This is a genomic window from uncultured Fibrobacter sp. (assembly GCF_947166265.1).
Classification (GTDB): domain Bacteria; phylum Fibrobacterota; class Fibrobacteria; order Fibrobacterales; family Fibrobacteraceae; genus Fibrobacter.
This window is the reverse complement of the sequence record NZ_CAMVDO010000001.1, coordinates 276,713-301,537: the sequence shown is the minus strand read 5'-3', so window position 1 is coordinate 301,537 and position 24,825 is coordinate 276,713. Positions and strand designations below refer to the sequence as shown.

The window sequence follows — 24,825 nt, the reverse complement described above, 5'->3', positions numbered from 1 at the left end:
TGGCCAGTTTTTATTGTTTTTAGCGTGTCGCTTTTTTTGTCTAGTAACTATCAGCTAGTAACTAGTAACTATATTTCAGCTATGAGCGATTCTCTTGTACATACTGTCCGTACGGACTCTTTCGAAATGGATTACGCCAAGATTGGTTCTGGCGAAAAGCCGCTGGTGATTATCCCCGGAATTTCCATCAAGGATCCCTTGAATTATGCGAATTCCTTCAGCGTTCCCTATAAGGTTTTTCTGAATGACTATACGCTCTATTTTTTCGATCGTAAAAAAGGGGCTGAGAAAGGTTATTCGCTCGAACAGATGGCAGACGACCAGGTGGCAGCTCTCAAGGTAATCGGAATCGAAAAAGCCGATATCTTCGGCGTGTCGCAAGGGGGGATGATTGCTCAGTACATCGCGATTCGTTATCCGCAGGTTGTAAGAAAGCTTGTTCTCGGCTCGTCGACTTCGTGTGCGGAACCCCTGCAGCTGGAAACGATCGGTAACTGGGCGCGCCTCGCCGAGGCCCACAAGGCGAGCGAACTGGTCGAATCGTTTATAGACAACTGCTTTTCCGAAAAATTCGCGGCACGTTACCGTCGTGCGCTGATGGCTATGTACGAGGTCGTCACGGATGCCGAAATGGACAATTTCGCCATATTCGCGCATGCCTGCGATTTCGTGAACACCTACGACGACCTTGGAAAAATCAAGTGTCCGACGCTTGTTCTCGGGGCGGGTAAAGACCGTGTCACAACGTGCGAGGCATCCGTAAAGCTTGCGGACAAGTTAAAGGCCGAAGGGGTTCCTTGCGAATCTTACATATACGAAGATTGTGGACACGCCGTATTCGATGAATTGAGCGACTACAAGAAACGCATCTTTGATTTTCTGGAAAGATAAAAGCCGCTCGATTACGTCAGGAAGGTTTTTAAGACGGTATGGATTCTCCCGTGCTGACATCTGCTGCAAAGCCGCGATTCGCCTTTGTCGATTTGGCCAAGGGCTTTTGCATTATGTTTGTGGTCTGGCACCATGTGGCAAGTACCTGGGGGCTCGAAACGTATCCGCTTAAAGAGGCCGTGTCGTCTTTTCGGATGCCGCTGTATTTTTTCCTGTCGGGTCTTTTTTTTAAGGAATACGCCGGTTTCTTTGACTTTTGCTTGCGCAAGGTCAATAAGCTCTTGATACCGTTTGCGTTTTTCTTTGTGACGCTTTCGTGCATATTCCCGTTCGTATTGCATTATTTTCATTTGCGGGCAAGTCCCGGTGCAGGGGTGTGGTTTTCGTTTGTGTGGAAACAGTCGTTCCCGAACATTCCGATATGGTTCCTGTTGAGCCTGTTCTGGGCGAACCTCCTGTTTTATGCTTTGTACCTGGTCTCGAAAAAGGTCGTGGCGAAAAAATTCCCGCGTTACGCGACCGCGTCTTTAGTGGTGCTTTCGATATTCCTAGGAATGGTTGGATTTTTGCTGGGGCGTTACGGAATAAAGTTGCCCTTGTTCCTGGCGTCGTCGCTTGCTACGGTTCCATATTTCTGTGCGGGGCATGCGGCTTTCCGCTACACCCAAATCCTGGCACCTTCCCGGTATGACCGCTGGAATATCCCGGTAGCGTTAGTTTGTTTTGGAATCGTCGCCGCACTGTCGCTCAAGGCTCCGCCCGAATCGGTGAGCTACGTGAGCAACCGTTACTGGATTCCCGTATGGCAGGTTTACTTGAGTGGAATTCTCGGCACGCTTGGAGTGCTTTTCTTGTCGAAGGCCATCGGTAAGGTGCCGCTCGTTTCCTATTTTGGCCGCTATTCCATTATGATCCTTGTGACGCATGGCTGGATCCAGTGGATTATCATCAGGATCTTGCGAGAAAGTCATGTGCATTGGCCCCGTTCCGTTTCGCTTGCCGTCGTGTTCGGGGGGACAATGCTTCTTTATCTTGGCCTTATCCCGCTCATGAAAAGGTTCTTGCCCCATGTGACCGCCCAGAAAGACGTATTCCCGCCGAAAAAATCTTAAAGTTTTCCGAATTTACTATTCTTTCCTCTATGAAACCGTCCCTGTCTTTTGTTTTGCAGTTGCCGCCGTCGACGGCATACGCCAAGCTTTCTGCCGTTGCCGAAAATCTGTTGTCGGGTGTCGTCAAGATGCTGGATTCGGGCAAGGTGCGCTTTTCCTTGTTTATGGATGGCCCGACGCTCGAAGCGGTGGGCAAGGTGGCGCGGTCGCAGGCAATCGAAAAAATGCGCAAGGCAATCGAAAAGGGAAAACTTGAACTTCTGGGGGGCGGCTATTACGATCCGATGCTTCCGCTTTTCCCCGAAGAGCTGCAGTCGATGCAACTCAAGCAGCATGAAAGGCTTCTGTGGAAAATGTTCGATGTCGAACCGACGGGATATTTCAATTCCTCGATGGTCTGGGAAATGGAAATGACCGACCTTTTGGAGGAATACCGTTTTGAATACGCCCTGGTGCAGGAAGCTTCGCTTCAGGATGCCTTGGGCCGTACCACGTCGGTTTCGGGATGGTATTCCGTCGAAGACAAGGGTGCCTTCTTGAGGGTCGTTCCCGTGTCGGAAAAATTGTCCAAGGCCATTTCTAACGATGATTTTAGGTGGCAAGAAATTGCGGAACCGTATTGCCGCAGCGGAAAGACAGCCGTTGTCGGATTGGATATTCCGCCGCAGCCCGGAGACATCATTCCCTTTTTTGAACGATTGATCGATTTTGTCGAAACGAACGAACTTGAAACGCGGACGGTCGCAAGCGTTGTGAGTGAGCAGAGTTCGGAAGGCCGCCTCAGTTTCCTGCTTTCGGCAGGGAGAAAAATTGGACTCCCCGCTACGGCGAAAACCTGCCGCGAACTGCTCATTCGAAGGCCCGAAGTCAATCTGCTGCACAAGACGCTTCTGTCGCTTTTCCACCGTGCGAAAGATTCCTTGAAGGGGCATGAACAGCTTGAAATTTACCAGATGCTCATGCCGGCGATGTCGCCAATCTATTACCGCGATATGCAGGACAGCGAAGGCATGCGTACTCCCATGGTGCGCTGGTGGGGTTCTCGTTTCTTGCTTCAGGCGGCCAATCGCCTGACCGAGCTTGCGTCGTTTGACGGCATCCGCCTGGATATCGCGGACTTCATGCTCGAAGGTCGCAAGTTTATCTGGGCGGAAAATCATTCGTATTCATTCCTGCTGGATTACTTTATGGGAGGAATCCTCCACATCTTGAATGCGAAGGACTCCGAAAATAATCTGTTGAGCTCGTGGCGCGACGATGGCGACCCTGCGGTCGGATTCCTGGACTTTGTGCTTCCGAACGTGGAACTTGCCGCTCCCAAGCTGGACCAGTTGCTTTCGGACCGCGAAGGCGTATTGCTCAATCCGTTTGATTACCAGATTCGTCGTCACGATGCCGGTACGGATATCCAGCTGCTTCAGGTGGATCCCCAGGAAAAATCTGGAGAAGGCCGCCTTCTTGTTGAAAAGACTTTCGAACTTTCGGCGGCGGGTTCTGAATTTGGCCTCACGTACAGGATTTTTAGCGAGTCCTCTGAAACTCGCAAGGGATTTTTCGGAACGCTCCTTGAAACGGGACTGCTCGCTTGCGGTACCACGGGAAAGGACATTGTTGTTGACGGCGCTCCGCTCAAGTTTAACTTCTCTGATCCGCTGATATTCCCCGATGCCGCGCGGATTGAAATCAAGGATTGTGTCACGGAATGTCGCGTCTGCCTTGATTTCAAGACCAGGGCTTCGCTCCTGGTCTCCCCGATATTCGGGGCATCCGCGCTCGCCGCACCCGAAGCCTTGCAGGGAATCCGCATTTTCCCGTTCTGGAAAATGTCGCTTTCCGAGGGCGTTTCAACGGACATCCAGCTGACGGTCCATATTTCCAAGAGGTGACGCATGAAATCCGATCTGATTGACATCCAGGTGGAATCGCGCGGAAACGACGTGGAACTGACCTTGTCGGGTTCGCTCGGCGTGGCCCAGCTTTCGGCGGTGCGTGAAAAACTCGATATGCTTGTCGATGGCCCAGGCTGCTTTTTCTTTTTGAATCTTCAGAACGCACACTTTTCAAGCGACCGCTACCTGGATGTTTTCCTGGAACTCCTGAGCCGCGTCAAGTCGCAAAAGTCTACGCTGATTCTAATATTTGATTCGGAAGAACTCGAGGACTATTTCTCCAAATACCTTAACATTTTCGAGGTGTACGAAAATCGTAACGCCTACAAGAAATCGGGAACCAAGAAACAGCTGCAACAGATTGGCCTGCATTATGGACTCCGCTCCGGTATTACGGTCAGTTCCGGCGTGGCGGTGGCTTTCTTATCGTTGATTCTGGGCTGGGTAGTTACGTTGTTGATAATCATATCGACGCAGGGGCGAGAACTTTCCGATAAGCAGGCGCAGATTATTGCACTTCAGAACCAGAAAGACCGCTATATCAAGGAAATCGATAAACTGGAATCCTCGATCGGTCCGCTCCGCAAGTTAGGTGTCGTTCAAGACACGACGATGCTCAGTTCTTTTGGGCTGATTCAGGATTGGGTCGGGTATCTGGAATACCTAGAGAATACCAGGCGTGAAAAGTAATTTCCACATCTCGACGATTTCGTTTGCGGTTGCCCTCGTTTTTTGTTTCGGGGCGCTTGGGCTCTTTGTGTCGTATTGGTTTGCCCGCCAGGCGGAACTTCGTGACCTCGCTTTTCAGGAAACGGCCTTGCGCGGTGATTTGGAACAACTGAACAAGTGGGGCAAGTGGACGGTGGACTACGTCAAAATCGACAAGGCGCTTGCCTACCTTTCCAAGAATCGCTTGACCGAAGAACAGCGCGAAATGCTCACGGAGCAAATATGGCAAATATCGAGATCCTATGCGACCGATCCTCTCCTGATTTTGTCGGTGGTGGCACAGGAAAGCCACGGAAACCCCAAGGCGCGTGGACGTAAACAGTCGGGGGCGTATTCGGGGGCGCTTGGGCTTATGCAAATTAAGCTTGAAACGGCAAAGAAAATGGGGGCGCATTTTGGGCTGAGTATCGAAACTGAAGAAGACCTGCTCAAGCCGGAAATTAACGTGACGGTGGGTACGGCGTACCTGATCCGCCTCATTTCGAAATACGGCAACTGGAAAGACGCCCTGATTGCATACAACTTAGGACATTCGGCGGTAGACCGTATGCTAGAATCTGGGAAACCGCTTCCGACGCGCTATTACGAACATGTTGTCGCCAAGTACAGAAACTTGACTCGTATCGACTTTTTAGAGACAAGCGGTCAATAACGGGCGATGGGTGTTTACCGCATCTAAAACTATTTTACTAAATTATAGCGCATGTTCCGAGTGCTTTTCATTCTAATCTGCGCATCGCTTTCGCTTGCCGGTGAAATCCGGTACGACCTGATGCGATTTGTAGAAGAAGGCCTTGCCAAAGATCCGCAGGTAAAGGAACTGCAGCACGGAACCGAGGCCAAGAAAAACCAGATTGCGAGACTCAAGGCCGAAGCCATTCTCCCGACCTTTAACGTGACGATGATGGTTGGTCCTGCGCCTGGCTTAAAGGAAGAACTTCAGGATGGTGACACGGTCGATGTCTATGACTTTTCCAAGATGGGGCCGTACTGGGGGGTGCAGGCGAAATTTATCCAGCCTTTAAACCTAGGGCAGTACCGCGCCGGTAAAATGGCTCTCGAAGCCGATGTTCAGCAGAAGTCGTTCGATATCGAAAATCAGGTCCACAAGAAAGACGTGGAACTGCAGACCTATTACTACAACTACCTGCTGGCCAAAGAAATGATCCGCATTGCAGACGATGCTAAATCCAAGGTGGACGAAGCCTACGAAAAGCTCGAAGAGGCTTTGGACGACGATGATCCGAATGTCTCGCAAATGGACCTGCTGAATCTCAAGGCCAAGATGCATACCGTCAAGGAAGGCGTTGCCGAGGCGAATCTGGGAATGCGTCGCGTGGTGCTTGCGATTCGTTTTTCGCTCAATTTGGACGAAGATGACTCCTTTGTAGCATCGGATTCCGTCCTGCTTCCGCGAAAGGAACCTTTGCCGATGCTGGATGAAGTGCGTGAACTGACCCTGAAATACCACCCGGAATTGCGTCAGCTTTCTGCAGGACTTCGCGCCCGTCGCCTACAAATGGATCTTGCCGAGGCAAAGCTTGCGCCCGAATTCTTTATCATGGGTGAAGTCGAATACGTGAAAAGCTGGGCGGGAAACCGTAGCGTGTTGCAGAAAAACGCCTTTGCCGAAGATGCCGTGAACAAACTTGATGGTGTCATTGGAATCGGGGTGCGTTACAACCTGAATTTCTGGAAAAACTGGGAGGGTTTCCGCGCAAGCCGAATCGACTATAGGGCCCTGCAGTTGAAAGAGTCGTATGCTTCGGATGGTCTGATGGCGCGTGCCGAAGAACAGTACTATCAGGTGGTTGCCGCCAAGGAAAAGCTAGATGCCCTGACGGAAAGCCTGCGTGCCTCGGAATCGATTCTGAAGGGGGCTGCCATGCAGTACGATCTGGACAAGTCCAAGACGGGCGAGCTGGTATCCGCCTATACGCAGAATGTGACGATGCTGAAAGATTACTATTTTGCAGTCTGTGCCTACAACGTGGAATTTGCTCAACTGATCGCCAAAATGGGGATGTCGCTCAAGGACTTCCATACGATTTATATGAATCAGTGAGTTAAAAGGAGACAAAATGTTCAAGAAAGTTTTAATCGCTATTGCCTGCGCGTCCTTGGTCGCCTTTGCTGCCGAAGATCCCGTGGCCGCTATCAAGAAAAAGGATGCGGAACTGCAGACGCTTTTGAAAAAGTCTAGCCGAAACGCCAAGGAAACGGAGCGCGTGAAAAACCTGCTCAACGATTCCTTCGATTTTGCATTGCTTGCCAAGAAGTCGCTTTCGGCAAGTGACTGGAAGGCGCAGGACGAAGCTTCCCTGGAAAAGTTCGTTGCCGAATTCCAGCGCATGGTCCGAAACTCTAGCGCTAAGCGTTTGGAACTTTACCGTGCCGATTCTACGATTTACGAAAACGCCAAGATGAAAGGGGATTCCGAAGCCCGCGTTGTCGCCCACCTGTGGAACAAGGGGAAGGAATCGGTTCTGGAATACAAGATGAGCCTTGTTGACGGTAAGTGGAAGGCTTGGGACCTGGTGATCGACGACCTTTCTACGGCTCGCAATTACAAGGACCAGTTCAGCCAGATTCTCAAGAACAAGAGCTTTGCCGAACTGATCGACATTATCAGCAAGAAGGCTGACGAAACGGAGAATTAGTCGTTTTGATCTGGGTTCTGGGCGTTCTTTGTGCTTTGGCGCTTGTCGCCCTGTTTTTCCCGTTTGTTTTTTGGATTGATTTTTCTGCGGGGCTGGACGGAGTGTGCGTCCATCTCCTTTTTTTCAAGAAAACTCTCTACACTTACAAGAAAAAGTTTGGCAAGGAAGTTCCCTCTGAAAAGGCGGAAACCCCTTCTGAAAAAGAGGATGTTCCCTCCGAAAAAGAGAACGCTCCTTCTGAAAAAGTGGATGCTCTAGAAGAGGTGGCGAAGGTCCCCGTTTCTGTAGAAAAGGCGGATGCTCCTAAACAAGCCGAGCCCGAAGAAACGTCGGAAACCGAACTACCCGCTCCGAAAGTGGAGCAGGAAAAAGAACGGTCGGAGGAAACTGTAGACAAAACGGAAACCGCCCCGAAGGTGGATTCGGAAGTCGAATCGGAAGTTCCCGAAAAGAAGGAACCTGAAACGATGCCTGAATCCAGGGAGCCGGTTGCTGCAGAAGAACCTGAAAAAAAGACGGATGTTCCGGATGACGAGGAAACAAAAAAGCGCTCGCTCTCGGACAAGGAATTCTGGACGCTTCTCCTGACTCCCGAATTCGATACCCGTGCCTGGTGGGCTGTGCGTCATGAGATGTCAGCACTCTTCCGCTTGTTCCGGGTGCGCTTTGTCGGTTGCTTTGTAGAAGGCATCCGCATGGAATACCAGCACATGGGCTACGCCGCAGCCTTGAACGGTTTTCTCAAGAGTTACCCCTACATTGGCGATTGGGATTTTCGGATGGATTGGACCTACGACCATGAACCGCGCACGGAAGGGCGTGTTCGGTTCTCGGTGAACCTGTGCCGAGTTTTGGGGCTTTTCTTGACGACGCTCTTTTACGGCGGTGTGATGGCGTATACGTTCTGGCGCCGTCGTGCCCATATCCTGAAGACGGGTGAGCTTCCGGAACTTGGATTTATCCGCAACAAGATTATGAAAATGATGTCGGAGGATGACTGATGCCTGCTTTGACTTTGGATAGGTTGCTGGCCTCTATCGGCTTTGGTTCGCGCAAGGAGGCTCGTGCCCTGGTGCGTATGGGCATGGTGGAACTGGATGGCAAGGTTCTTGACGATCCGTTTCTTGAATTCAAGGAACGCCCGGAATCGATTACGGTGAATGGCGAAGAAGTCCCGACGATAGAAAAGCTCTACGTCATGATGGACAAGCCGCTCGACGTGGAATGTAGCCACAATGCCCGCGACCACCAGTCGGTGTTTGAACTGTTGCCCGATCGCTTTACCGCGATGGGAATCCAGACGGTAGGGCGCCTCGATGCGGATTCTTCGGGGCTGTTGCTTTTCTCGAACCAGGGCGATTTTATTCACAAGGTGGAAAGCCCCAAGAAAGGCTACCTCAAGCAGTACCGTGTGACGCTTGCGCGCCCGTTTACCGAGGAACAGAAGGCGGAACTCCTTCGCGGCGTGATGCTCAAGGACGAACGCAGGCCAGTGCTTGCACGGGCCCTCGAGGTCGACGGTGACTCCGTCTTAATCTCGATCGGGGAAGGACTGTACCACCAGGTTCGCCGCATGTTTGCCGCGGTGGGGAATCACGTGGAAACCCTGAAGCGCGAAGCCATCGGCCCGGTGGTGCTGGATTCGTCGCTTGGCAAGGGCGGGTGGCGCTACCTGACCGAAGAAGAAATTGCCTCGCTGACGTAAGGCGGGGATCTTTTCCCTTCAAAAAAAAGTGCCCCGACAAGGTCGGGGCATTATAAACTTTACAACTCTAAGACTTAGACGGATTCTTCGGGTTCGTCTTCTTCCGTCTTGACGGTAAGCATTACGTCGCGGCCTTCGGATTCCAGTTTCGCATTGGCACCTTCGACAAGCGCTTCGAGGCTGTTGATCTTGTCCTTGATGTCGTTGCTGAACTTGAACGAGGGGACCATGCGTTCTTCGATAAGGACGGTTTCACCGGTGCGCGGGTTGCGGGCCGGACGTGCCTTACGCGGCTTGCAGCTGAATGTGCCGAAGCCTCGGATTTCGATGGTGTTGCCTTCGATCAGCTTTTCGCCCAAAAGGTCGAGAAACTGTTCGATGACAGTCTTGATGTCGTTACGCACAAATCCGGTGGACTTGGCGATTTCTTGAATCAGTGCTTGTTTAGTTATATTTGCCACGGCTTAAATATAGGTTTATCAACGAGTTAGCGTATCGTTCACTTCGAAATTAAATATTTTTTTCGGGTGCTGATTGCGGACTATTTGTGAATAATTGTGGTTAAAATGTTGAAAAGTTTTAGGCTCAGAAATTTGGACGTTTTTCCGAATACAATCCTCAGTCCCATGGACGGGGTGACGGATGCCCCTTTCCGCAGACTCTGCCGTGTTTTGTCGGGAAACCGTATGGGGCTTTTGGTGTCGGAATTCGTTCCGACCGACGGGGATGCCGTTTTTTGCCTGGAAGGACATAAGCAGTTAAAGTTCTTCCCCGAAGAACGCCCCTTCGGCGTCCAAATCTTTGGCCGCTTTCCGGACAGGATGGCCGCTGCCGCTAAAAAAATTGCCGAGGCCCTTCACCCGGAGTTCATCGAGGTGAATGCGGGGTGCCCCGCTCCCAAGGTCGCGGGGAAGGGGAGCGGCTCGGGACTATTGCGCGACCTGCCGCGCTTGCAAGAAATCCTGCATGACGTCCGGGCGGCGCTCGATTCTTCGTGCGTAGACATTCCGCTTACCCTCAAGTGCCGCATCGGCTGGGACGATTCTAGCATCAACGTGATGGAAACGCTCAAAATTGCCGAGGGAGAGGGCGTCGAGATGCTTACGGTGCATGGCCGCACCAGGCTGCAGGGGTACAACGGCCTTGCCAACTGGGACTGGATCGGCAAAGTTGCTGCCGCGGCCAAGATTCCCGTGATCGGGAATGGCGACGTGAATAGCGTCGCGACCGCCCGAGAGCGTCTTGAAACCTACGGAGTGTCGGGCGTGTCCATTGGCCGCGGTGCCATGCATAACCCGTGGATTTTCGGACAAATTGCCGATGCCTGGGAAGGGTGCCCGGAACGTCAGATGACAGCTGTCGAGGCGCTCGACGTGTTCCCGCTTTACTACAAGTTTAAACTCGAGGACGGCTCCACTGAAATGGGGGCGCTCGGCCGCCTCAAGCAACTGTCCGCTCGCCTCTGCAAAGGCTTTGATGACCCGGACCTGCATATTCGTCAGTTGCTCCTTACGGCACAGACTGCAGAAGAGTTTTTCGAGCGCCTGCAAGCACTCAAGGAAGGGCCTGCTCGCGACATGCTGTTTTCTCCGGATCGACTTGTCAATCTGAACGGTGCCAAGGAAACCGAACTCAAGTTCGGTGACCAATTTGCCGGCCGATAGTGTAATTTCCCGAACATTAGAATATTCCAACTTGGAATAAAATTTTTAAGCAATTTTTGTTCGAAATTGTAAATTTCCATTTATATAATTTATATTGGATGTAAGTTATTCTCAAATATCGGGATATGGTAGAATGAAAAACAAAATCTTTAACTACAAAGACGTTGTTTCGTTTGAAACAGAAATCGCCCTGTTCAGCAAATGGTATAAGGAACATGGTTCCCCGACAATGTATTTCCAGATTCATTCGGCGATTCTGGAACCCGAAAAGCTGAAGCCGGTTTGGGACTGCCTGGAAAGGTTCTTTCCCGATGTGCCCTGGGTGGGCAATTCTACCAGTGGCAATATCGTTGATTGTGAAGTCTCTACGGATATTTCTGTATCTGCCGTTATTTTCGAAAAGCCGACGAGCAAGTTCACGGTTCGCCAATATGATTATAATCGGGAATCTGTCGGTGGAATCGCACGGCATATTGTCAATGTGACCAAGGAAAATCCATGGGTCAAGGCTGTCGAAATTTACCATTGTATCTCCCCGTTCTCGACAACGTCCCTTTGCGAAGGGCTCGATGACCTTGCATCCGATATCCAAGTATTCGGTGGCATCGTCTGTTCTCCCGATATTACGAGCCCGAATTCTTGCATTTTCTCGTCAGAAGGCGGCTATACAAGATCTGGCCTTTTGGTGCTGTTCTTTGGCGGTCCCGAATTTTATGTCGATTCCCGCAAGATTAGCGGATGGAAACCGATCGGCCGTAATTTCCACGTAACCCGTTCCGAAGGGAACATCCTTTACGAGCTGGGAGGAATTCCCGCCTACGAAGTTTATAACAAGTATCTGAATATCAAGAACGACCAGAATTTCTTCTACAATGCGCTTGAGTTCCCGATGCTGTACGAGCATAATGGTGTCTCTATCGTCCGCGCACCGGGCTCGAGTAATCCCGACGGTTCACTCACGATGTCTTCCGATATCGATGAAGGTTCCATTATCAGGCTTTCGTATGGTGAGCCGGGATTGATCGTGGACCGCATCAGGGAAGAAAGTGAAAAATGTAGGCAGTTTGGGCCCGAGGTGCAACACATTTTCTCGTGTGCGGCGCGAAAGGCGTTCTGGTCGCAGCGCGAACCGACTTACGAAATCACTCCGTTCAAGGGGCTTGCTTCGAGTACGGGCTTCTTTTCGCATGGGGAATTCCTGCGCGAAAAGGGACACTTGAACCAGCATAACATTACGCTTGTCATCGCTTCGATGCGTGAAGGTGCCGCAGTCGAGAAAACTCCTGAAAAAACAGAAGATATCCGCTCCGAAATGACGACTAGGCTTCCGCTTGCGGCCCGTATGGCGACCTTCATTCGCGAAACTTCGTTCGAGCTTGAACAAATTAACAGCAAGCTCCGCGTGATGAACGAACATCTGCAAGATGTCGCGACGACGGATGCTCTGACGGGGCTTGAAAATAGGCTTGCCTTTGACGAACTGCTCAAAAGTATTGCCATGGAAGACTCCGATGCCGGGAACTGGACGATGGTCTTGATGGATCTAAACGGGCTCAAGTACGCAAACGATACCTTCGGGCATCAGGCGGGTGACGCCCTGATTATCGCAGCTGGAAAATCCATCAAGAAAGCTTATGGACTTCACGGGAATTGCTTTAGAATCGGCGGTGACGAATTTGCCGTAGTGACGAAGGCGCCTTTGGATTCCCTGTTCCTGCTGTATTCCAGCCTGCAAAGGAATATCGAGGAATACAACAAGGACGCCCTTTACCATTTGTCGATTGCCGTCGGTGAAAGTAGGCTTCGCAGTGACTCGGGTATCCGCAAGTCCATTAGCGACTGGAAAATGGAAGCGGACTTGAACATGTACCGCGACAAGGTGCGCTATCACAAACCGACCGAAAACAACGAGAACCAGAACCTGAAGGATCTGATTACCTGCCTGATTTCGGTGGAAGAAGCGAAGGATTCCTATACGGCACACCATTCCGAACGCGTCAAGGCGTATACGGAACTGCTCTCGCGTTTCCTTGGCCTTTCTGAGGCCTCGGTATCGTTGATTACGCATGCGGCACACCTGCATGATATCGGCAAGATGGGCATCAGCGACAATGTGCTCGGAAAACCGGGTAAGCTGACCGATGACGAATTCTCGATTATCAAGCAGCATCCGATCATTGGTGCAAAGATCCTGATGCAGTCGAACTATACGCACGAATTGGTGCAGATCGTGCTGCATCACCATGAACGTTTTGACGGTCGCGGGTACCCCGAGGGGCTCAAGGGCGAAGAAATTCCTATCGGTGCCCGCATCATTGCCATTGCGGATTCGATCGATGCCATGACGAGTAAGCGCGTCTACCGCGATGCGATGTCGCTCGACTACTGCCGCAAGGAAATCGAGAAAAATCTCGGTGTCATGTACGACCCGGCTATTGGCAAGGTGGCGCTAGAACACTGGGATAAAATTGTCGATACGCTAATGAAAATGCAGACCGGCCGCCCCAAAGTCATGTAGAGGTCTTTCTACTTGTTCGCTTTTCTTTCGTCGTAGGGGTCGATGTGTACGAGCGCATCGACTACGTTCTCGCCCGATTCAATGAGCTGGCGTTCGACTTCTTCGGCTAGGTCATGTGCTGCAAGGAGCGTCATCTCGGCGGGAACAACCACGTGCAGGTCTACGTGCAGATCGGAGCCCACGTAGCGTGAACGGAACCCGTGGATGCTAATTACGTTCGGACAGGCGAGAGCGATGCTTTTCAGCCTCTGCGACACTTCTTCGCTGGCGCCTTCGTCGGCGACGCGGTGAATTCCCGGCCATGCGATTTCAAATCCCGAATGAATAATGAATACCGACACAATGATGGCGCCGACGGAATCAGCAAACCAGAGGTCCGGGAAAAGGATTCCGAAAAGGACTGCGACCAGTACCGGGATGGAACTGTAGGCGTCGCTTCGGTGATGCCAGGCGTTTGCCTCGACCGCTTCGCTTCGGATGGCGCGCCCCTTGTTTCGCGTGTAACGGAAAAGCGCCTCTTTCACAACGATAGAAACGGCTGCCATGATGGCGGCAATCCATTCGGGTTTTGACTGGACTCCGTCCTTGAGGGCGATGACGGCGTTATAGCCGAGTCCAAAGCCTACGGCGCACACGGCAAGTCCGATTCCGACCGAAATCAGCGTCTCGAAACGACGATGCCCATAGGGGTGCTCTGCATCGGGCGGGGAATTCCAGAATCTGGACCCCACGATAATCGCGATGTCGGTGATAAAATCCGATGCGCTATGGATGGCGTCGGCGATAAGGGCCTGTGACCCTCCGAAATAGCCTGCGAAAAACTTGCCGACCGACAAAACAATGTTCCATCCGAGTCCAACCCACGTGATGCGGCGGACTTCGGAACTGTCATCTTTTTTTACGATACGGGTCATGGCTTGTAAAATGTGCTGCCCATAATATAACAAATGCGCTAGTCCCTATTCAGAAATTTATCCGTTACGGGTGCTATTCTCCATTAGCTTTGGTAGAGTAAAAAATCGATATCCCGTTCCCTCCCTGTCTTTCAAATGTTGAAAATGTCATAATATGACATCTGCTTAATTCTATATTATATGCACAGAAAGGCACTGGTTTTCTAGGTTGTCGGTGCCTTAAAAAAAGGACTGATATGACTAAAAATAATAGGTACACGCGCAAGGACTACAAGCTTGACGTTTTCTCTGAAGCTGGTTATGAAAATGTGGAATCGAAACCCTGGAACAGTGGCTTTTCGATGTTCAAGCGCCGTATCGACGAACAGCTCCAGCTGAACGGTTTTGACGATTCCCTGGTCGACGACGAAATCCTGTTGCCCTTCTACCGTAACGGGGAAAGCGAAAATTACGTGCTGAGTGCCCTGGGCTGTACCTTGGGTTCCTGATTTTGTATATTTGTGGCATGAAATTGAAAACTATCCTGTTGGCCTCTTCCTTGATGTGCGTTGGCGCCCTTGCCGACGATGCAATCCGTTTTGTTCCTGAAACTTATCCGATCGGTTATGTGGACCAGGGCGATACTAAGCATATCGTTCTTAAGGGAGCGAACATTTCGGGCAAGGAAATAGTCCTGGAAACGGTAATGGGACAGGGGGTGGGAATGTCTAATTTCAAGTATCCGCCCAAGATTCCTGCCAACGGAACGGTTACGATCGAATTCGACTTTGATTTCTCGAATATGGAAGGTCAGATCAATCCGGTTGTCGTTCTAGTCGATACTACGGGTAAGCCCTATACCACTTCGATGGATGGCATTGTCAAGGCTCCGTTCTTTTTCGGAGAAAAGCTGTTTGATGCAGGCTATTACGGCAAGGGGGAATCTCGTGAATGGTCTTTCTATGTCTGGGAAACCGACAAGAAATCCCGTCCGGATTTAACGCTGGATCCTGAATCTGCAAAGCAGTTCAGCATCAAGACCAAGCCCGTGATGCTCAATGTCGATAAGCTCGACAAGATCAAGGAAGGCGGAAAGGTGCCGGGACTGAAAATTACGATTTCGACAAAGGGACTTGCTCGCGAGGGCTGGGAACTCAAGCAGAAAAGTATCCGCAAGATTGTCTCGTTCAAGAGCAAGAAGTATCCCAAGGCAACTCCCGAAATCCTGATTGTCGGCTACTGGAAGTAAAATTTTGGCTTTTTTGGGGCTTTAGCCTTGCAAAAAAGCCTTTTTTTATCTAATTTTGACCCACCAGAACCAACGGGATGTAGCTCAGCCTGGTAGAGCGCTTGAATGGGGTTCAAGAGGTCGCTGATTCGAATTCAGTCATCCCGATATAAAAACACCGGAAGTAAATCTTCCGGTGTTTTTTGTATAACGAAACCCACCCGCTAGTTCATAGGCGGGTGGGTTCCTTTTTTGAATATAACCTCGTGTGTTGCTTTCGCTATTTTTCTTCGTTCAATTTTTCGGCATTGCTTTCGGCGTTTTTCTTCTGTGCCGCAAGCTCGATTGCTGCCGCTTCATAGTCGGCTTCGGTAACCCATTCCGGTTCCCATACGATCACCTGGTTACGTCCGCTTTCCTTGCCTCGGTAAAGCGCCTTGTCCGCCATCTGGATGCTTCGGTCTGCACCAAGGCGTTCGTCGTAGCGCGATACGCCCAGGGTAATCGTCACCTTGATGGTGAAGTCCGCATAATGAACGGTCATTTGCTCAATCTTCTTGCGGAAACGTTCGGCAACGACAGCCGCTCCTTCGAGGTCAGTTTCAGGAAGCAGCGTCAGGAATTCTTCGCCGCCGTAGCGTGCGAAAACGTCGTACTTGCGCAACAGGGTGCGAACGGTTTGGGCGACAGATTTCAGGATAAGGTCACCGCAGGCATGTCCGTAGGTGTCGTTGATGTTCTTGAAATGGTCGATATCGATAAATATGAAACAGAACGGCTTGTGCGTACGCTGAACACGTCCGACCTCGTTTGCGATGGTCTCGTTCATGTCGCGGCGGTTGGGCAGTCCCGTCAGTTCGTCGGTCTTCGAAATCAGATCGAGCTTCTGGTTAGCCAGTTCCAGATCCTTGGTGCGTTCGCGAACTTCCTGTTCCAGCATGTCCCTGTGGGCGTTGAGTTCGCCGATCTGCCGCTTGATCGTGTTGTGCATCGTGTTGAATGCGTTACCCAGCTGACCGATTTCGTCATTACGGGAGCCGACACTGAATTCGTTGATGTCGAGGTTGCCATCGGTGATCAACTTGATGTGCTGGATCAGCTTGTTCAGGGGAACGCCCAGCATATAGAACATCCATCCGGCAATAATAAGGATAATCAGGATCGAGATGATGAGGATGGCGATACTGGCCTGTGTCGCCGAAGAAATCAGCTCGTCGATTTCACTCTTGGGCTGGCAGGCGATCAGTCCGAAGTCGTAGTTGGAATCGTAGCGGTAGTTAATCAGGTACGACGCATTGTCTTCCAGAACTTCAAACTTCGCCTTTTCGACCTTGTAGGTGCGCGGGTCCATTTTCTTGAAGCCGAGCTCGGTGATATTGTGTGTGTCGGTAAGCCACTTCTTGAGATCCGGGTGGTAAAGGATGTCTCCCTTGCCGTTTACCGCGACCAGGAAACCGCTCTTGCCGATTTTGTAATCCGGGAAATTTGTCCAGAGTCTGCGGAGCGAGAAATTCGCAATGAGGCTTCCGTCACCTACGGCGCGGTTGGAAATGTTGATGCCGAAAATCCTTTTGGGCGGGGCGTCCTTGGAATCCCTGAACCATGGCGTTATGTACGGACGGTGAGGCGTGATGCGAGAAAAATCAATGGGGTAGGGCGATTCGGTTGGGAGCCCGACCATGGAATTGTCGCAGACAAAATTGTTGTCTTTGTCGTACAAAGTAATGGCTTCGCCGGAAATGAAGAGCGACGAGATGTTGAAGCTCTTGATGTAACTGGCGGCGGTGGTCGGGTCCATGCTCTGGATTTCGGAAGTCTTGGCGAGCAGGGAGAGTCGGTCACCAAATTGCTTCATCTCGTTGGTCGACATGGTGGCAATCTGGTTGATCAGCGCTTCGTTGTTGTTGTAACTCCATTCAACCAACAGGTCGGCTTGCCTGTTGTTGAAAATAAAGATACTCCCCGTGACGACAAGCGTCATGGCGATTATCAATACGAGAAGTACCTTGAATACGATGCTTCGCGAGAAATCTGTAAGCGCGACCGCTGGCATACTCACCCAACCTTAATGCGTTACTTTTTTCTCTTGCGGAAGAACGCGAACAGGAACCCGAGGATAAGGACTGTCACGAAAACGAACGGAGCCTTTTGCATGTTGCTTTCGGCGGCGCTTTCCGTGGAATCCGTGGTGGCGACTTCAGGCTTCTTTTCGGAAGTCGCGTTGACCGCACTCCAAATTTCCTTGAATTCGGCGAGGGTCATGATGTTTGCTGAGGGGTAGTTCAACTTCTTGTCGATTTCGACGGTGAAGTTCTGGAAAATCTCGTACAGCTTTTCTTCGGAATAGAGAGAGGGAATTTCCATCTGTTCCCACACGGTGCTGAACATGGCTCCCAGTAACTGCTCTATTTCGCCCCATTCGGGAATGGCTACGTAGGCGCGGCCTGTTTCGAGGGCGTTGACGAGTACGTTATAGTTTTCGTCTTTTGCCCAGTCCTGCAATACGTTCTTGGAGGGGGGCAACATGCCGATTTGCTTGGTGTAGGCGTCGAGGTTTTCATCGTTCACGAGGAACTGCAAAAGCTTGACGGCTTCGGCTCGATTGTTCTTTGCTGGGATAGCCAGGTTCGAACCGCCGATGAAACTGACACTGCCGGTCTTACCCCTCGGAATCGGTATGACGGTAACGCTATCGCTTCCGATACGGGCGTTGGAAAGGCCTCCCTGGCTACCGTGGATGCGGGTCTGCATCACGATTTCGGAGGTGCTCACGATAAAGGCGAGTTCGCCGTTATTGAACTGTTGCGCAATCTGGGCTGTGTTGTTTTGCAGGGCGTCTGTTGAAACCAACGAGTCCATCACGAAATGCAGGTAGCTTGCAATACCGGTGAGTGTTTCCTTGGAAAGGATGTTTGCGCTCCACTTGCCGTTCTCGTCCTTCTTGATGAACGATCCGCCGTTGCTCCAGATCCAGGGGGCGAAGTTGTGGGGAATATTCCAGTCGTTCTTGCCCGGGAATGCATATCCGCGAACATGGGCGCCGTCTTCGAGAACTTCGTCCTTGGCATTAACCTTGCGAATGGCTTCCCTAAAGCCCTCGTAGGTGCTCACGGATTCCTTGGTGATGCCATGTTCCTTGAGCTGTCTCTGGTTCGCAAGAATGGCGCGAATGTCGATGAACCAAGGAATGGAATAGATGACGGTATCTTCGTCGATATGCGTCGTGTTCCAGCTGACCGGGACGAACCGGTCGGGTTGGATGCTTCCTAAAAATTCATTCAGGGGCTTGATTTCGTTGCGCGAAGCAAAATAGGGAATCCAGGTTGTTCCTAATTGCAGAACATCGGGGGCTTCCTGTTGACCGGATAGGGCTAATGTAATTCGGTTCCATGCTTCACCCCAGTCCAGAACCTGGACCTTGGTGGGAATACCGGTCTTTTGGGTGTACAGGTCAAGTCTTTTCTCGAGAGTCTCCTGGGGCGAGGCTCCGTTGGGCATAATCCATACGGTTAGCGGCTTGGGGGCTGCGAAGGCAGTTGCGGCCGCAAGCAAAGAAGCAACGACAGTCAGTTTCATCATATCAAATCTATTACCCATTTGTCACTCCATGATATCGAGATATCAATAAGTCTTAATCCTAAAATAAAAAAAACTTTCAATGTGTGATATTTTTCACCTTAATATAATACAAAAAAAGTAAAATGTAAAAAAAAGAATACTTTTGGGCGATTTTTTTTTCAAAAAAAGAAAAAATTCTAGGCTCGACAATCTAAAAAAGGTTCAAAATTGAGCGGAAAAGGGCCTTTACGGGGTAAAAATCCTTTAGATAAAATAAATTTTTCAGAAAAAGTTCAATTCTGTTTTTTTAATTATATTTATCTCGTCTAAATAAGACAATATCTAACCTCAAGGAGTAAAAATGAAAAAAGGTATTGTAACCCTTCTCTGCGCCGGCATGATCGTTCTTTCCGGCTGCTATGGCAAGAACGCTTGCTTCAACAAGCTTCACGACTGGAACGGCACCCTGGGTGACAAGTGGATCAACTCCATTGTTCACTTCTTCCTGTTCTGGCTGCCGGTGTACGGCATCTGCTTGTTCCTCGTGGACGGCCTCGTGCTGAACACCGTTGAATTCTGGACCGGTTCTAACCCGCTCGCTTCTGGCGACAGCTACTTCGAAAAGGATGCCCAGGGCAACTCCATCGCCGCCGTGAAGAACGCCGATGGTTCCATGTCCGTCGAAGTGACCACTGCCAAGGGTGAAAAGGCCAACCTCACTCTCCAGCGCGACGAAAACGTTGTCCGCGCTCTCGACAACGAAGGCAACGTCGTTGCTCAGTACGAAATCGAAAAGTAATCTTTTACTTGGTTGAATTTCAGGGACCCCGGCTCCGCCGGGGTTTTTTATATATATTTAAAACATGCTTAGGCGAGTTTGTTACATATTGGCGCCTTTAATCGCTTTTTTGCTGGTGTCCTGCGTCGAAAACGATGTCCGACGCGGAAATGATGCCTTGCGTATTGGCGATTACGACCGTGCGATTCGGAATTTTTCGAAGGTGCTCGATGCTGAACCCGCCAATCGGGATGCCCGCTACGGCCTTGCCTTGTCTTATTATGCCGAGGCAGAAGAGGCGGAACATTTGCGGATTCCGACTTTTGAACATTGGGAAAGGGCTTCGAGGGAATTCAGGATTCTTTCGAATATCGATAGCAGTGGCCGTATCGATGCCAATTATTCGACGTGCCTTTTTTACTTGGCGCGTGCGACGATGGCGCAAAACGCCGAAGCGAACGTGATTCCCCTGCTGGACAAGTCTATTCAGCTGGATAGCGCGAACTACTTTAGCTACAACCTAAAGGCGCTGATACTTTCCAATAGCGGCAATGCGGAAAACGTAGAACTTGCAAAGAATATCTTTATCCTGGTGCTGACACGTAAGCCGCAGTTTGCCTCGGCCTACATTAACCTGGGAAATATTTATTGGAACGAGGGCGATGTGGAATCGGCTTGGGATACCTGGTCTGCGGGCTTGCAGCATTCTCCCCAGAACCAGTCGCTGCGTTATTGGACTTCTGTGGCGGAAGATTCCCTGAAGTCGATGGTCTTGTCGGGGCGGTTGTAGGCGCGGTTATCGGATGAATGGATCAGCTCCGAAAGTCAGTATCTTAGACCAGGTTGCCGGTTGCAGCCTGTTGCACCGCGGTGGCGAAGCCGACGTGTACGGAATTGCTGCTGCAGGTAGTGAATTTGTCCTAAAATGGTACGGAAAGGACGTCTGTTACGATAAGACTGTTGTCGAAAAACTGGAACGCTTGAACCTGCAGGGGCTTTACCGCATCCGTGAATCGGGTTCCCGCGAAAACATTCCCTATCTTGTTTATGACTTTATTCAGGGCGTGGACTCGGCTACGGTTTTGCCAATGCCTGTTCCTGTAGCCTTGGGGCTTCTCCGCGAAATCGCGCAGACTTTGAATGCCCTTGAAAAGAATGGTATTCATCATGGCGACTTGAACCCTTCGAACGTGATACTTTGCCGCACGGGAAAGGATCTGCATACGGTGCTGATTGATTGCGGAATCGTGGGGCCTGGCGCATTGGCGTTTGCCGCTCCGGAACGCTTTCAGGGAAAGGGCGCTAACACAAAAAGCGACCTGTTTAGCCTGGGAATGTTGCTGTTCCGTTGGGTTTCGGGGCGTGACCTCCTGGAAACTTCTGGCTACGACGATATGGCTGCAAAAAGTGCATCTATCGATCAGGTCGATGTGACAGAAATTCTTTATGGAATCGGCTTATGCAGTGCGCAGGAGCTTTCTGCCCTGGAACCTTTGTGGAAGTCCTTGTTGCGCGTTGCTCCCGATTCCCGCGCGGAAGATTTCGACGAACTGGATGAACTTTTGGAGATTGCGCTCGCCTCGCTCGGTATGGGGGCGGTGTCGCTTTCGACGGCTGTCCAGAAGTATGCCGAAAGTGTGTATAGCGAAAAAATGGGGCGAAAATTCCCGCGCAATGTCTCGGATGGTGAAAAAGTACCGTTACCCTACAAAAAAGCGGCCCTGCGATCTAAAAAAAGTGGACTCAAATTTGTCGTTTTAGGCCTTTTTGGACTTATATTAGTTATATGTGCTCTGCTGGCCCTTGTGCGGAACGAAAGTCCCGACATCGACGCGACGGGAAACCTGCTGCTCGAAAAATCGAGAAGCCTGGAAACTGCCCCGGAACGCCCTGAACAGGTTCAGCCCGTTTTGGAATCGATCCCGTTGAACGAACTCGGGGATTTGCCCACACCTGCAGAGAATGACCTGCCCTAGCGACTGCTGAAAAAACGAGGAAACCATGAAGTCGGAAACAATGCTTGCCACCGAAAAGATGCTCGATGTCGTGAAGATTCTGCTTGACGAGGTGCAACCGGAGTCCCTATTCGTAAAGATTCTCGAAGTCGCTAAAAACGTTCTTCATGCCGATGCGGCCGTCCTGGATATCGGCGGCGAAAGTCCGCTCCATTTGAGTGCCCCGGAGCAGGTGTCGATTTCCATTTCGGCGGTCAAGCAGGCCAAGGCCGAAAAGCGTGCCGTGGTGTGGAACCAGCTAGACGACGATTCGGCGGATTTGTCCAAGTCGATTGTACAGAACCAGCTCACGAGTATTATGGTTTCTCCGTTCCGTACGCCGGATAGTGAGTCGGGTTACCTTTATTTGCAGCGTGCTGCCCGTAAGGAGCCTTTTACCGAAGATGACAGCGCCCTTTTTGATTCTTTCGTGACGGTCTGCGAAAAGTTTGCATTTGCGGCGTACGACCGTATTCGCGACAAGGAATCGCTCGAAACATTCCGTAACGTTGTCCGCAAGGACGGTATCGTGTATTCGAGCAAGGTCATGACGGACCTTGTCAAGCTTGCCGATAAGCTTGCCGGACTTCCGATGCCGGTGATTATCCGTGGCGAGACGGGTACGGGTAAGGAAGTCATTGCGAAGTATATCCACAGGCATAGTCCCAGGGCCGACAAGCCGTTTGTTCCCGTCAATTGCGGCGCTATCCCTGAACACCTGATGGAATCTCTTTTGTTCGGGCATGCCAAGGGGTCGTTTACGGGGGCGATCGAAACTCGTAAGGGGTTCTTTGAAGAGGCCGACGGCGGAACCATATTCCTCGACGAAATTGGTGAACTGCCTATGAATATGCAGGTGAAACTTTTGCGCGTGTTGCAGGAAAAGCACATTACGCGCGTGGGCGACAATCGCGAAATTCCGGTGAACGTGCGCGTGATCAGTGCAACGCATGTGGATTTGGAAGAAGCGGTGAAGGCGAAACGTTTCAGGGAAGACCTGTATTTCCGCATTCAGGTGATGCCTGTGGTAATGCCCGCCTTGAGGGAACGCGGACAGGACGTGATTCTGTTGGCCGAAGAATTCCTAGAACGCTATGGCGCGGAATATGGCCGCGGAAAGTTCCGCCTGAGTCGTAATGCAGAAAAGGCGATGCTCGGTTATCATTGGCCGGGGAACGTGCGTGAACTTGAAAACAAGGTGCAGAAGGCCTTGGTGCAGGCTGTTCATGGAGTGGTGCAGCCGAACGATTTGGGGCTCGGCGATGTGCAGACGCAGGCGAAGGAATCGCCCCGTACGCTCAAGGAAGCCCGCGAAATTGTGGAGCGCGATGTCATTGGCCGTGCCTTGAGGGATAGCAATGCGAACTTGACGCTTGCTGCGACCATTCTGGGGATTGACCGCAAGGTTTTGCGCGAAATCATGGAAAGGCTCGGAATGAAAAAAGAGGATTTCAAAAAGTAGGCCACACGATTGAATGTTTGGCACGGAATTTGCAATAGGTTGTGTATGAAAAAGACTGTTCTCATATCGACTTTGATGTTGGCTGCGGCGTTGGTTTATGCCGCTCCGTCTTCGGAACGTCCGGAATCTTCGGTTCCGACGCCTGCCGAAAAAAGCGAAATTTCGCGGGAAAAGCCAAATCTGGACGCGCGGGAAAACGCGGACTGGCAGCGGCTGCGTGCTGAGCGTCGTGAGGCCAGGGAACAAATCTTGAAGGATTTGCGCAACAGTTCTGCTGCGGAAAAGAAAAACTTCCGTCAGGAATTCGCAAAGGAAAACCAAAATAATCGGGAAGAAATGCCCCGGTTCGATAACAATTTCCCGAAAAATCAACCGCGCGACCAGCGTCCGTTTTTCAACCGTTCTGAAAACCGTTTCGACAACAACAATTCCAAGAACCCGAAATGGGAACAGCCGGGGGGACGTCCTTTTGGGGGTGAGCCACCTCCGTCCGACTGGAATCGCGGCAACCATTAGACATCTTTCGCTGTATAACCTTGCATGTCATTCCCGCGTAGGCGGGAATCTTTATTTAAAAAAGACTAGAACGTTGTTCTAGTCTTTTTTATGGAGATAGTGGGAGTCGAACCCATGACCTACAGATTGCGAACCTGTCGCTCTACCAACTGAGCTATATCCCCAGGTTTGAGGCGAAATATAGAATTAAGCGCCTACGTTGTCAAGTGCCTGTTTCTGCCGGCTAATTGCCGCGGTTGTCCATCGAAGAAAACATTTGGACGATTTCTTCGGTGAAGAGCGAACTCGGAAGTTCCTGAGCAATTTCGAGAGCCTTTTCCAAGTGACCCTGGGCGTTTGTCTTCGCCTTCTTGAAAGCTTCCTTTTCGTTCAGCTTTTCGATAATGCTTTCGGGGACTCCGGCCTCTTCCGCCTTTGCAATTAGGGCTTCCATCTCGGTGCGTTCCTGCTCGTTACAACTTTCGAAGTAGTACAGCAGCGGGAGCGTGATGAGTCCGTTGCCGAGGTCGGTGAACTTCGCCTTGTCCAGGTTCTTGCTTCCGAAACCGTAGTCCAAAAGGTCGTCGATAATCTGGAAGGCGATGCCGAAGTGGCTTCCCATCTGGGCGCACTTGTCGATGTTTTCCTTGTCAAATCCGGCGAGGATGGCGCCGATGCGGGCGGCCGCTGCAATCAGGGCTGCGGTCTTTCCGTCGATAATGCGGTCGTATTCTTCAAACGAAAGTCGCATGTTGCCGGACTGGTCCAACTCCAGAATTTCACCGGCGATTAGTTTGTCTGCTGCCTTGGAAAGAACTGTCGGAATGTCGTGCGATTCTTCGTCGATCACGCACTGCATGGCCTGCGAAAGAACGTAGTCGCCAATAAGGACGGCCACCTGCGTTCCCCATTCCTTGTGGGCGGTCTTCTGCCCGCGGCGGATGTCGGTGCCGTCGATGATGTCGTCGTGGACAAGGCTTGCGAGGTGCAACAGCTCGATGCCTGCACAGGCCTGAGCCACGCGCTGGCTGTCGGGTTTCTGCGAACCGCTCTGCGCAATTAGGCAAAGGAGCGTCGAACGGATTCGCTTGCCCTTGCGCTGGAAAAGCGATTCAAGGCGTTCGCCGATTCCTGCAGGTGCATTTTTCGCAACATTGAAAATCACCTTTTCGGTGAGTTTCAATTGCTCCTGGACAAGCCCTCGCGCCTGCGTCAGCACGGTCTGAAAATCTTCTTTGCTCGGAGCCAT

The 24,825-nt window shown here is 51.1% G+C and carries 23 protein-coding genes and 2 tRNA genes; 19 read left to right on the top strand and 6 right to left on the bottom strand.

Annotated elements, in window-relative coordinates:
* Positions 1-81: 81 nt before the first annotated feature.
* From Q0W37_RS01215 to Q0W37_RS01175, 9 genes are read left to right on the top strand one after another with little or no spacing between them, the layout of a single operon-like run.
* A complete protein-coding gene (locus Q0W37_RS01215) occupies positions 82-891 on the top strand; it encodes an alpha/beta hydrolase (RefSeq protein ID WP_297697977.1) in 810 nt (269 codons plus the stop codon).
* 38 nt (positions 892-929) lie between these two features.
* The gene (locus tag Q0W37_RS01210; protein WP_297697974.1) at positions 930-2,003 is read left to right on the top strand and encodes an acyltransferase; all 1,074 of its coding nucleotides are present in this window, start codon (positions 930-932) and stop codon (positions 2,001-2,003) included.
* A gap of 29 nt (positions 2,004-2,032) precedes the next feature.
* A complete protein-coding gene (locus tag Q0W37_RS01205) occupies positions 2,033-3,889 on the top strand; it encodes an alpha-amylase/4-alpha-glucanotransferase domain-containing protein (protein ID WP_297697972.1) in 1,857 nt (618 codons plus the stop codon).
* Positions 3,890-3,892: 3 nt separating this feature from the next.
* Positions 3,893-4,582 (top strand): hypothetical protein, encoded by a 690-nt coding sequence (locus Q0W37_RS01200; RefSeq protein ID WP_297697970.1) that lies wholly within the window; start codon positions 3,893-3,895, stop codon positions 4,580-4,582.
* Positions 4,572-5,273, top strand: coding sequence for a transglycosylase SLT domain-containing protein (locus tag Q0W37_RS01195; RefSeq protein WP_297697969.1), 702 nt, complete (start codon positions 4,572-4,574; stop codon positions 5,271-5,273). The genes Q0W37_RS01200 and Q0W37_RS01195 overlap by 11 nt, the downstream gene beginning before the upstream one ends.
* Before the next feature lie 51 nt (positions 5,274-5,324).
* A complete protein-coding gene (locus Q0W37_RS01190; protein ID WP_297697968.1) occupies positions 5,325-6,686 on the top strand; it encodes a TolC family protein in 1,362 nt (453 codons plus the stop codon).
* A gap of 16 nt (positions 6,687-6,702) precedes the next feature.
* Positions 6,703-7,281, top strand: a complete 579-nt coding sequence (locus Q0W37_RS01185; protein ID WP_297697966.1) for a phospholipid-binding protein MlaC — start codon at positions 6,703-6,705, stop codon at positions 7,279-7,281.
* 5 nt (positions 7,282-7,286) lie between these two features.
* The gene (locus Q0W37_RS01180; RefSeq protein WP_297697964.1) at positions 7,287-8,282 is read left to right on the top strand and encodes a hypothetical protein; all 996 of its coding nucleotides are present in this window, start codon (positions 7,287-7,289) and stop codon (positions 8,280-8,282) included.
* The gene (locus Q0W37_RS01175; protein ID WP_297697962.1) at positions 8,282-8,986 is read left to right on the top strand and encodes a pseudouridine synthase; all 705 of its coding nucleotides are present in this window, start codon (positions 8,282-8,284) and stop codon (positions 8,984-8,986) included. The genes Q0W37_RS01180 and Q0W37_RS01175 overlap by 1 nt, the downstream gene beginning before the upstream one ends.
* Before the next feature lie 74 nt (positions 8,987-9,060).
* On the opposite strand, the gene Q0W37_RS01170 is transcribed toward Q0W37_RS01175, so the two are convergent.
* Complete coding sequence (locus tag Q0W37_RS01170; RefSeq protein WP_297697960.1) at positions 9,061-9,447, bottom strand: HU family DNA-binding protein; 387 nt, start codon at positions 9,445-9,447, stop codon at positions 9,061-9,063.
* A 105-nt stretch (positions 9,448-9,552) separates the two neighbouring features.
* On the opposite strand from Q0W37_RS01170, the gene Q0W37_RS01165 reads away from it, so the two are divergent.
* Both Q0W37_RS01165 and Q0W37_RS01160 read left to right on the top strand, forming a co-directional pair.
* Entirely contained in the window at positions 9,553-10,650 is a 1,098-nt protein-coding gene (locus Q0W37_RS01165; protein ID WP_297697958.1) for a tRNA-dihydrouridine synthase, read from the top strand.
* Between the two features lie 133 nt (positions 10,651-10,783).
* Positions 10,784-13,168 (top strand): HD domain-containing phosphohydrolase, encoded by a 2,385-nt coding sequence (locus Q0W37_RS01160; protein WP_297697955.1) that lies wholly within the window; start codon positions 10,784-10,786, stop codon positions 13,166-13,168.
* Positions 13,169-13,176: 8 nt separating this feature from the next.
* On the opposite strand, the gene Q0W37_RS01155 is transcribed toward Q0W37_RS01160, so the two are convergent.
* Complete coding sequence (locus Q0W37_RS01155; protein ID WP_297697953.1) at positions 13,177-14,082, bottom strand: cation diffusion facilitator family transporter; 906 nt, start codon at positions 14,080-14,082, stop codon at positions 13,177-13,179.
* 236 nt (positions 14,083-14,318) lie between these two features.
* On the opposite strand from Q0W37_RS01155, the gene Q0W37_RS01150 reads away from it, so the two are divergent.
* The 3 genes from Q0W37_RS01150 (at position 14,319) to Q0W37_RS01140 (ending at position 15,457) form a co-directional block, all read left to right on the top strand.
* On the top strand, positions 14,319-14,570 hold the full coding sequence (locus tag Q0W37_RS01150) for a hypothetical protein (protein WP_297697951.1): 252 nt from the start codon (positions 14,319-14,321) through the stop codon (positions 14,568-14,570).
* A 17-nt stretch (positions 14,571-14,587) separates the two neighbouring features.
* Positions 14,588-15,310 (top strand): hypothetical protein, encoded by a 723-nt coding sequence (locus Q0W37_RS01145; protein ID WP_297697949.1) that lies wholly within the window; start codon positions 14,588-14,590, stop codon positions 15,308-15,310.
* 73 nt (positions 15,311-15,383) lie between these two features.
* Positions 15,384-15,457: transfer RNA gene (locus Q0W37_RS01140), tRNA-Pro, on the top strand.
* A gap of 112 nt (positions 15,458-15,569) precedes the next feature.
* On the opposite strand, the gene Q0W37_RS01135 is transcribed toward Q0W37_RS01140, so the two are convergent.
* Entirely contained in the window at positions 15,570-17,342 is a 1,773-nt protein-coding gene (locus Q0W37_RS01135) for a diguanylate cyclase (protein ID WP_297697947.1), read from the bottom strand.
* Between the two features lie 20 nt (positions 17,343-17,362).
* Positions 17,363-18,886: an extracellular solute-binding protein gene (locus tag Q0W37_RS01130; RefSeq protein ID WP_297697945.1), complete on the bottom strand. Its 1,524-nt coding sequence runs from the start codon at positions 18,884-18,886 to the stop codon at positions 17,363-17,365.
* A 322-nt stretch (positions 18,887-19,208) separates the two neighbouring features.
* On the opposite strand from Q0W37_RS01130, the gene Q0W37_RS01125 reads away from it, so the two are divergent.
* The 5 genes from Q0W37_RS01125 to Q0W37_RS01105 all read left to right on the top strand — a co-directional run bounded on the left by Q0W37_RS01125 (position 19,209) and on the right by Q0W37_RS01105 (position 23,597).
* Positions 19,209-19,646 (top strand): DUF3332 family protein, encoded by a 438-nt coding sequence (locus tag Q0W37_RS01125; RefSeq protein WP_297697943.1) that lies wholly within the window; start codon positions 19,209-19,211, stop codon positions 19,644-19,646.
* 88 nt (positions 19,647-19,734) lie between these two features.
* Positions 19,735-20,415, top strand: a complete 681-nt coding sequence (locus tag Q0W37_RS01120) for a tetratricopeptide repeat protein (protein ID WP_297697941.1) — start codon at positions 19,735-19,737, stop codon at positions 20,413-20,415.
* Positions 20,416-20,428: 13 nt separating this feature from the next.
* Positions 20,429-21,601: a serine/threonine protein kinase gene (locus Q0W37_RS01115; protein ID WP_297697940.1), complete on the top strand. Its 1,173-nt coding sequence runs from the start codon at positions 20,429-20,431 to the stop codon at positions 21,599-21,601.
* Positions 21,602-21,626: 25 nt separating this feature from the next.
* Positions 21,627-23,081 (top strand): sigma-54-dependent Fis family transcriptional regulator, encoded by a 1,455-nt coding sequence (locus tag Q0W37_RS01110; protein ID WP_297697939.1) that lies wholly within the window; start codon positions 21,627-21,629, stop codon positions 23,079-23,081.
* Positions 23,082-23,126: 45 nt separating this feature from the next.
* Complete coding sequence (locus Q0W37_RS01105) at positions 23,127-23,597, top strand: hypothetical protein (protein ID WP_297697937.1); 471 nt, start codon at positions 23,127-23,129, stop codon at positions 23,595-23,597.
* A gap of 91 nt (positions 23,598-23,688) precedes the next feature.
* On the opposite strand, the gene Q0W37_RS01100 is transcribed toward Q0W37_RS01105, so the two are convergent.
* Together Q0W37_RS01100 and Q0W37_RS01095 are read right to left on the bottom strand one after the other, a co-directional pair.
* Positions 23,689-23,761: transfer RNA gene (locus Q0W37_RS01100), tRNA-Ala, on the bottom strand.
* Positions 23,762-23,820: 59 nt separating this feature from the next.
* Positions 23,821-24,825: a polyprenyl synthetase family protein gene (locus tag Q0W37_RS01095; RefSeq protein WP_297697935.1), complete on the bottom strand. Its 1,005-nt coding sequence runs from the start codon at positions 24,823-24,825 to the stop codon at positions 23,821-23,823.

What these genes read in the sequence shown, in the direction of transcription:
- Q0W37_RS01155 (WP_297697953.1), bottom strand. Translation starts at nt 14,082, where the DNA reads ATGACCCGTATCGTAAAAAAAGATGACAGTTCCGAAGTCCGCCGCATC.
- Q0W37_RS01145 (WP_297697949.1), top strand. Translation starts at nt 14,588, where the DNA reads ATGAAATTGAAAACTATCCTGTTGGCCTCTTCCTTGATGTGCGTTGGC.
- Q0W37_RS01205 (WP_297697972.1), top strand. Translation starts at nt 2,033, where the DNA reads ATGAAACCGTCCCTGTCTTTTGTTTTGCAGTTGCCGCCGTCGACGGCA.
- Q0W37_RS01175 (WP_297697962.1), top strand. Translation starts at nt 8,282, where the DNA reads ATGCCTGCTTTGACTTTGGATAGGTTGCTGGCCTCTATCGGCTTTGGT.
- Q0W37_RS01115 (WP_297697940.1), top strand. Translation starts at nt 20,429, where the DNA reads ATGAATGGATCAGCTCCGAAAGTCAGTATCTTAGACCAGGTTGCCGGT.
- Q0W37_RS01130 (WP_297697945.1), bottom strand. Translation starts at nt 18,886, where the DNA reads ATGGGTAATAGATTTGATATGATGAAACTGACTGTCGTTGCTTCTTTG.
- Q0W37_RS01200 (WP_297697970.1), top strand. Translation starts at nt 3,893, where the DNA reads ATGAAATCCGATCTGATTGACATCCAGGTGGAATCGCGCGGAAACGAC.
- Q0W37_RS01095 (WP_297697935.1), bottom strand. Translation starts at nt 24,825, where the DNA reads ATGGCTCCGAGCAAAGAAGATTTTCAGACCGTGCTGACGCAGGCGCGA.
- Q0W37_RS01190 (WP_297697968.1), top strand. Translation starts at nt 5,325, where the DNA reads ATGTTCCGAGTGCTTTTCATTCTAATCTGCGCATCGCTTTCGCTTGCC.
- Q0W37_RS01125 (WP_297697943.1), top strand. Translation starts at nt 19,209, where the DNA reads ATGAAAAAAGGTATTGTAACCCTTCTCTGCGCCGGCATGATCGTTCTT.
- Q0W37_RS01105 (WP_297697937.1), top strand. Translation starts at nt 23,127, where the DNA reads ATGAAAAAGACTGTTCTCATATCGACTTTGATGTTGGCTGCGGCGTTG.
- Q0W37_RS01160 (WP_297697955.1), top strand. Translation starts at nt 10,784, where the DNA reads ATGAAAAACAAAATCTTTAACTACAAAGACGTTGTTTCGTTTGAAACA.
- Q0W37_RS01165 (WP_297697958.1), top strand. Translation starts at nt 9,553, where the DNA reads ATGTTGAAAAGTTTTAGGCTCAGAAATTTGGACGTTTTTCCGAATACA.
- Q0W37_RS01210 (WP_297697974.1), top strand. Translation starts at nt 930, where the DNA reads ATGGATTCTCCCGTGCTGACATCTGCTGCAAAGCCGCGATTCGCCTTT.
- Q0W37_RS01135 (WP_297697947.1), bottom strand. Translation starts at nt 17,342, where the DNA reads ATGCCAGCGGTCGCGCTTACAGATTTCTCGCGAAGCATCGTATTCAAG.
- Q0W37_RS01215 (WP_297697977.1), top strand. Translation starts at nt 82, where the DNA reads ATGAGCGATTCTCTTGTACATACTGTCCGTACGGACTCTTTCGAAATG.
- Q0W37_RS01185 (WP_297697966.1), top strand. Translation starts at nt 6,703, where the DNA reads ATGTTCAAGAAAGTTTTAATCGCTATTGCCTGCGCGTCCTTGGTCGCC.
- Q0W37_RS01110 (WP_297697939.1), top strand. Translation starts at nt 21,627, where the DNA reads ATGAAGTCGGAAACAATGCTTGCCACCGAAAAGATGCTCGATGTCGTG.
- Q0W37_RS01150 (WP_297697951.1), top strand. Translation starts at nt 14,319, where the DNA reads ATGACTAAAAATAATAGGTACACGCGCAAGGACTACAAGCTTGACGTT.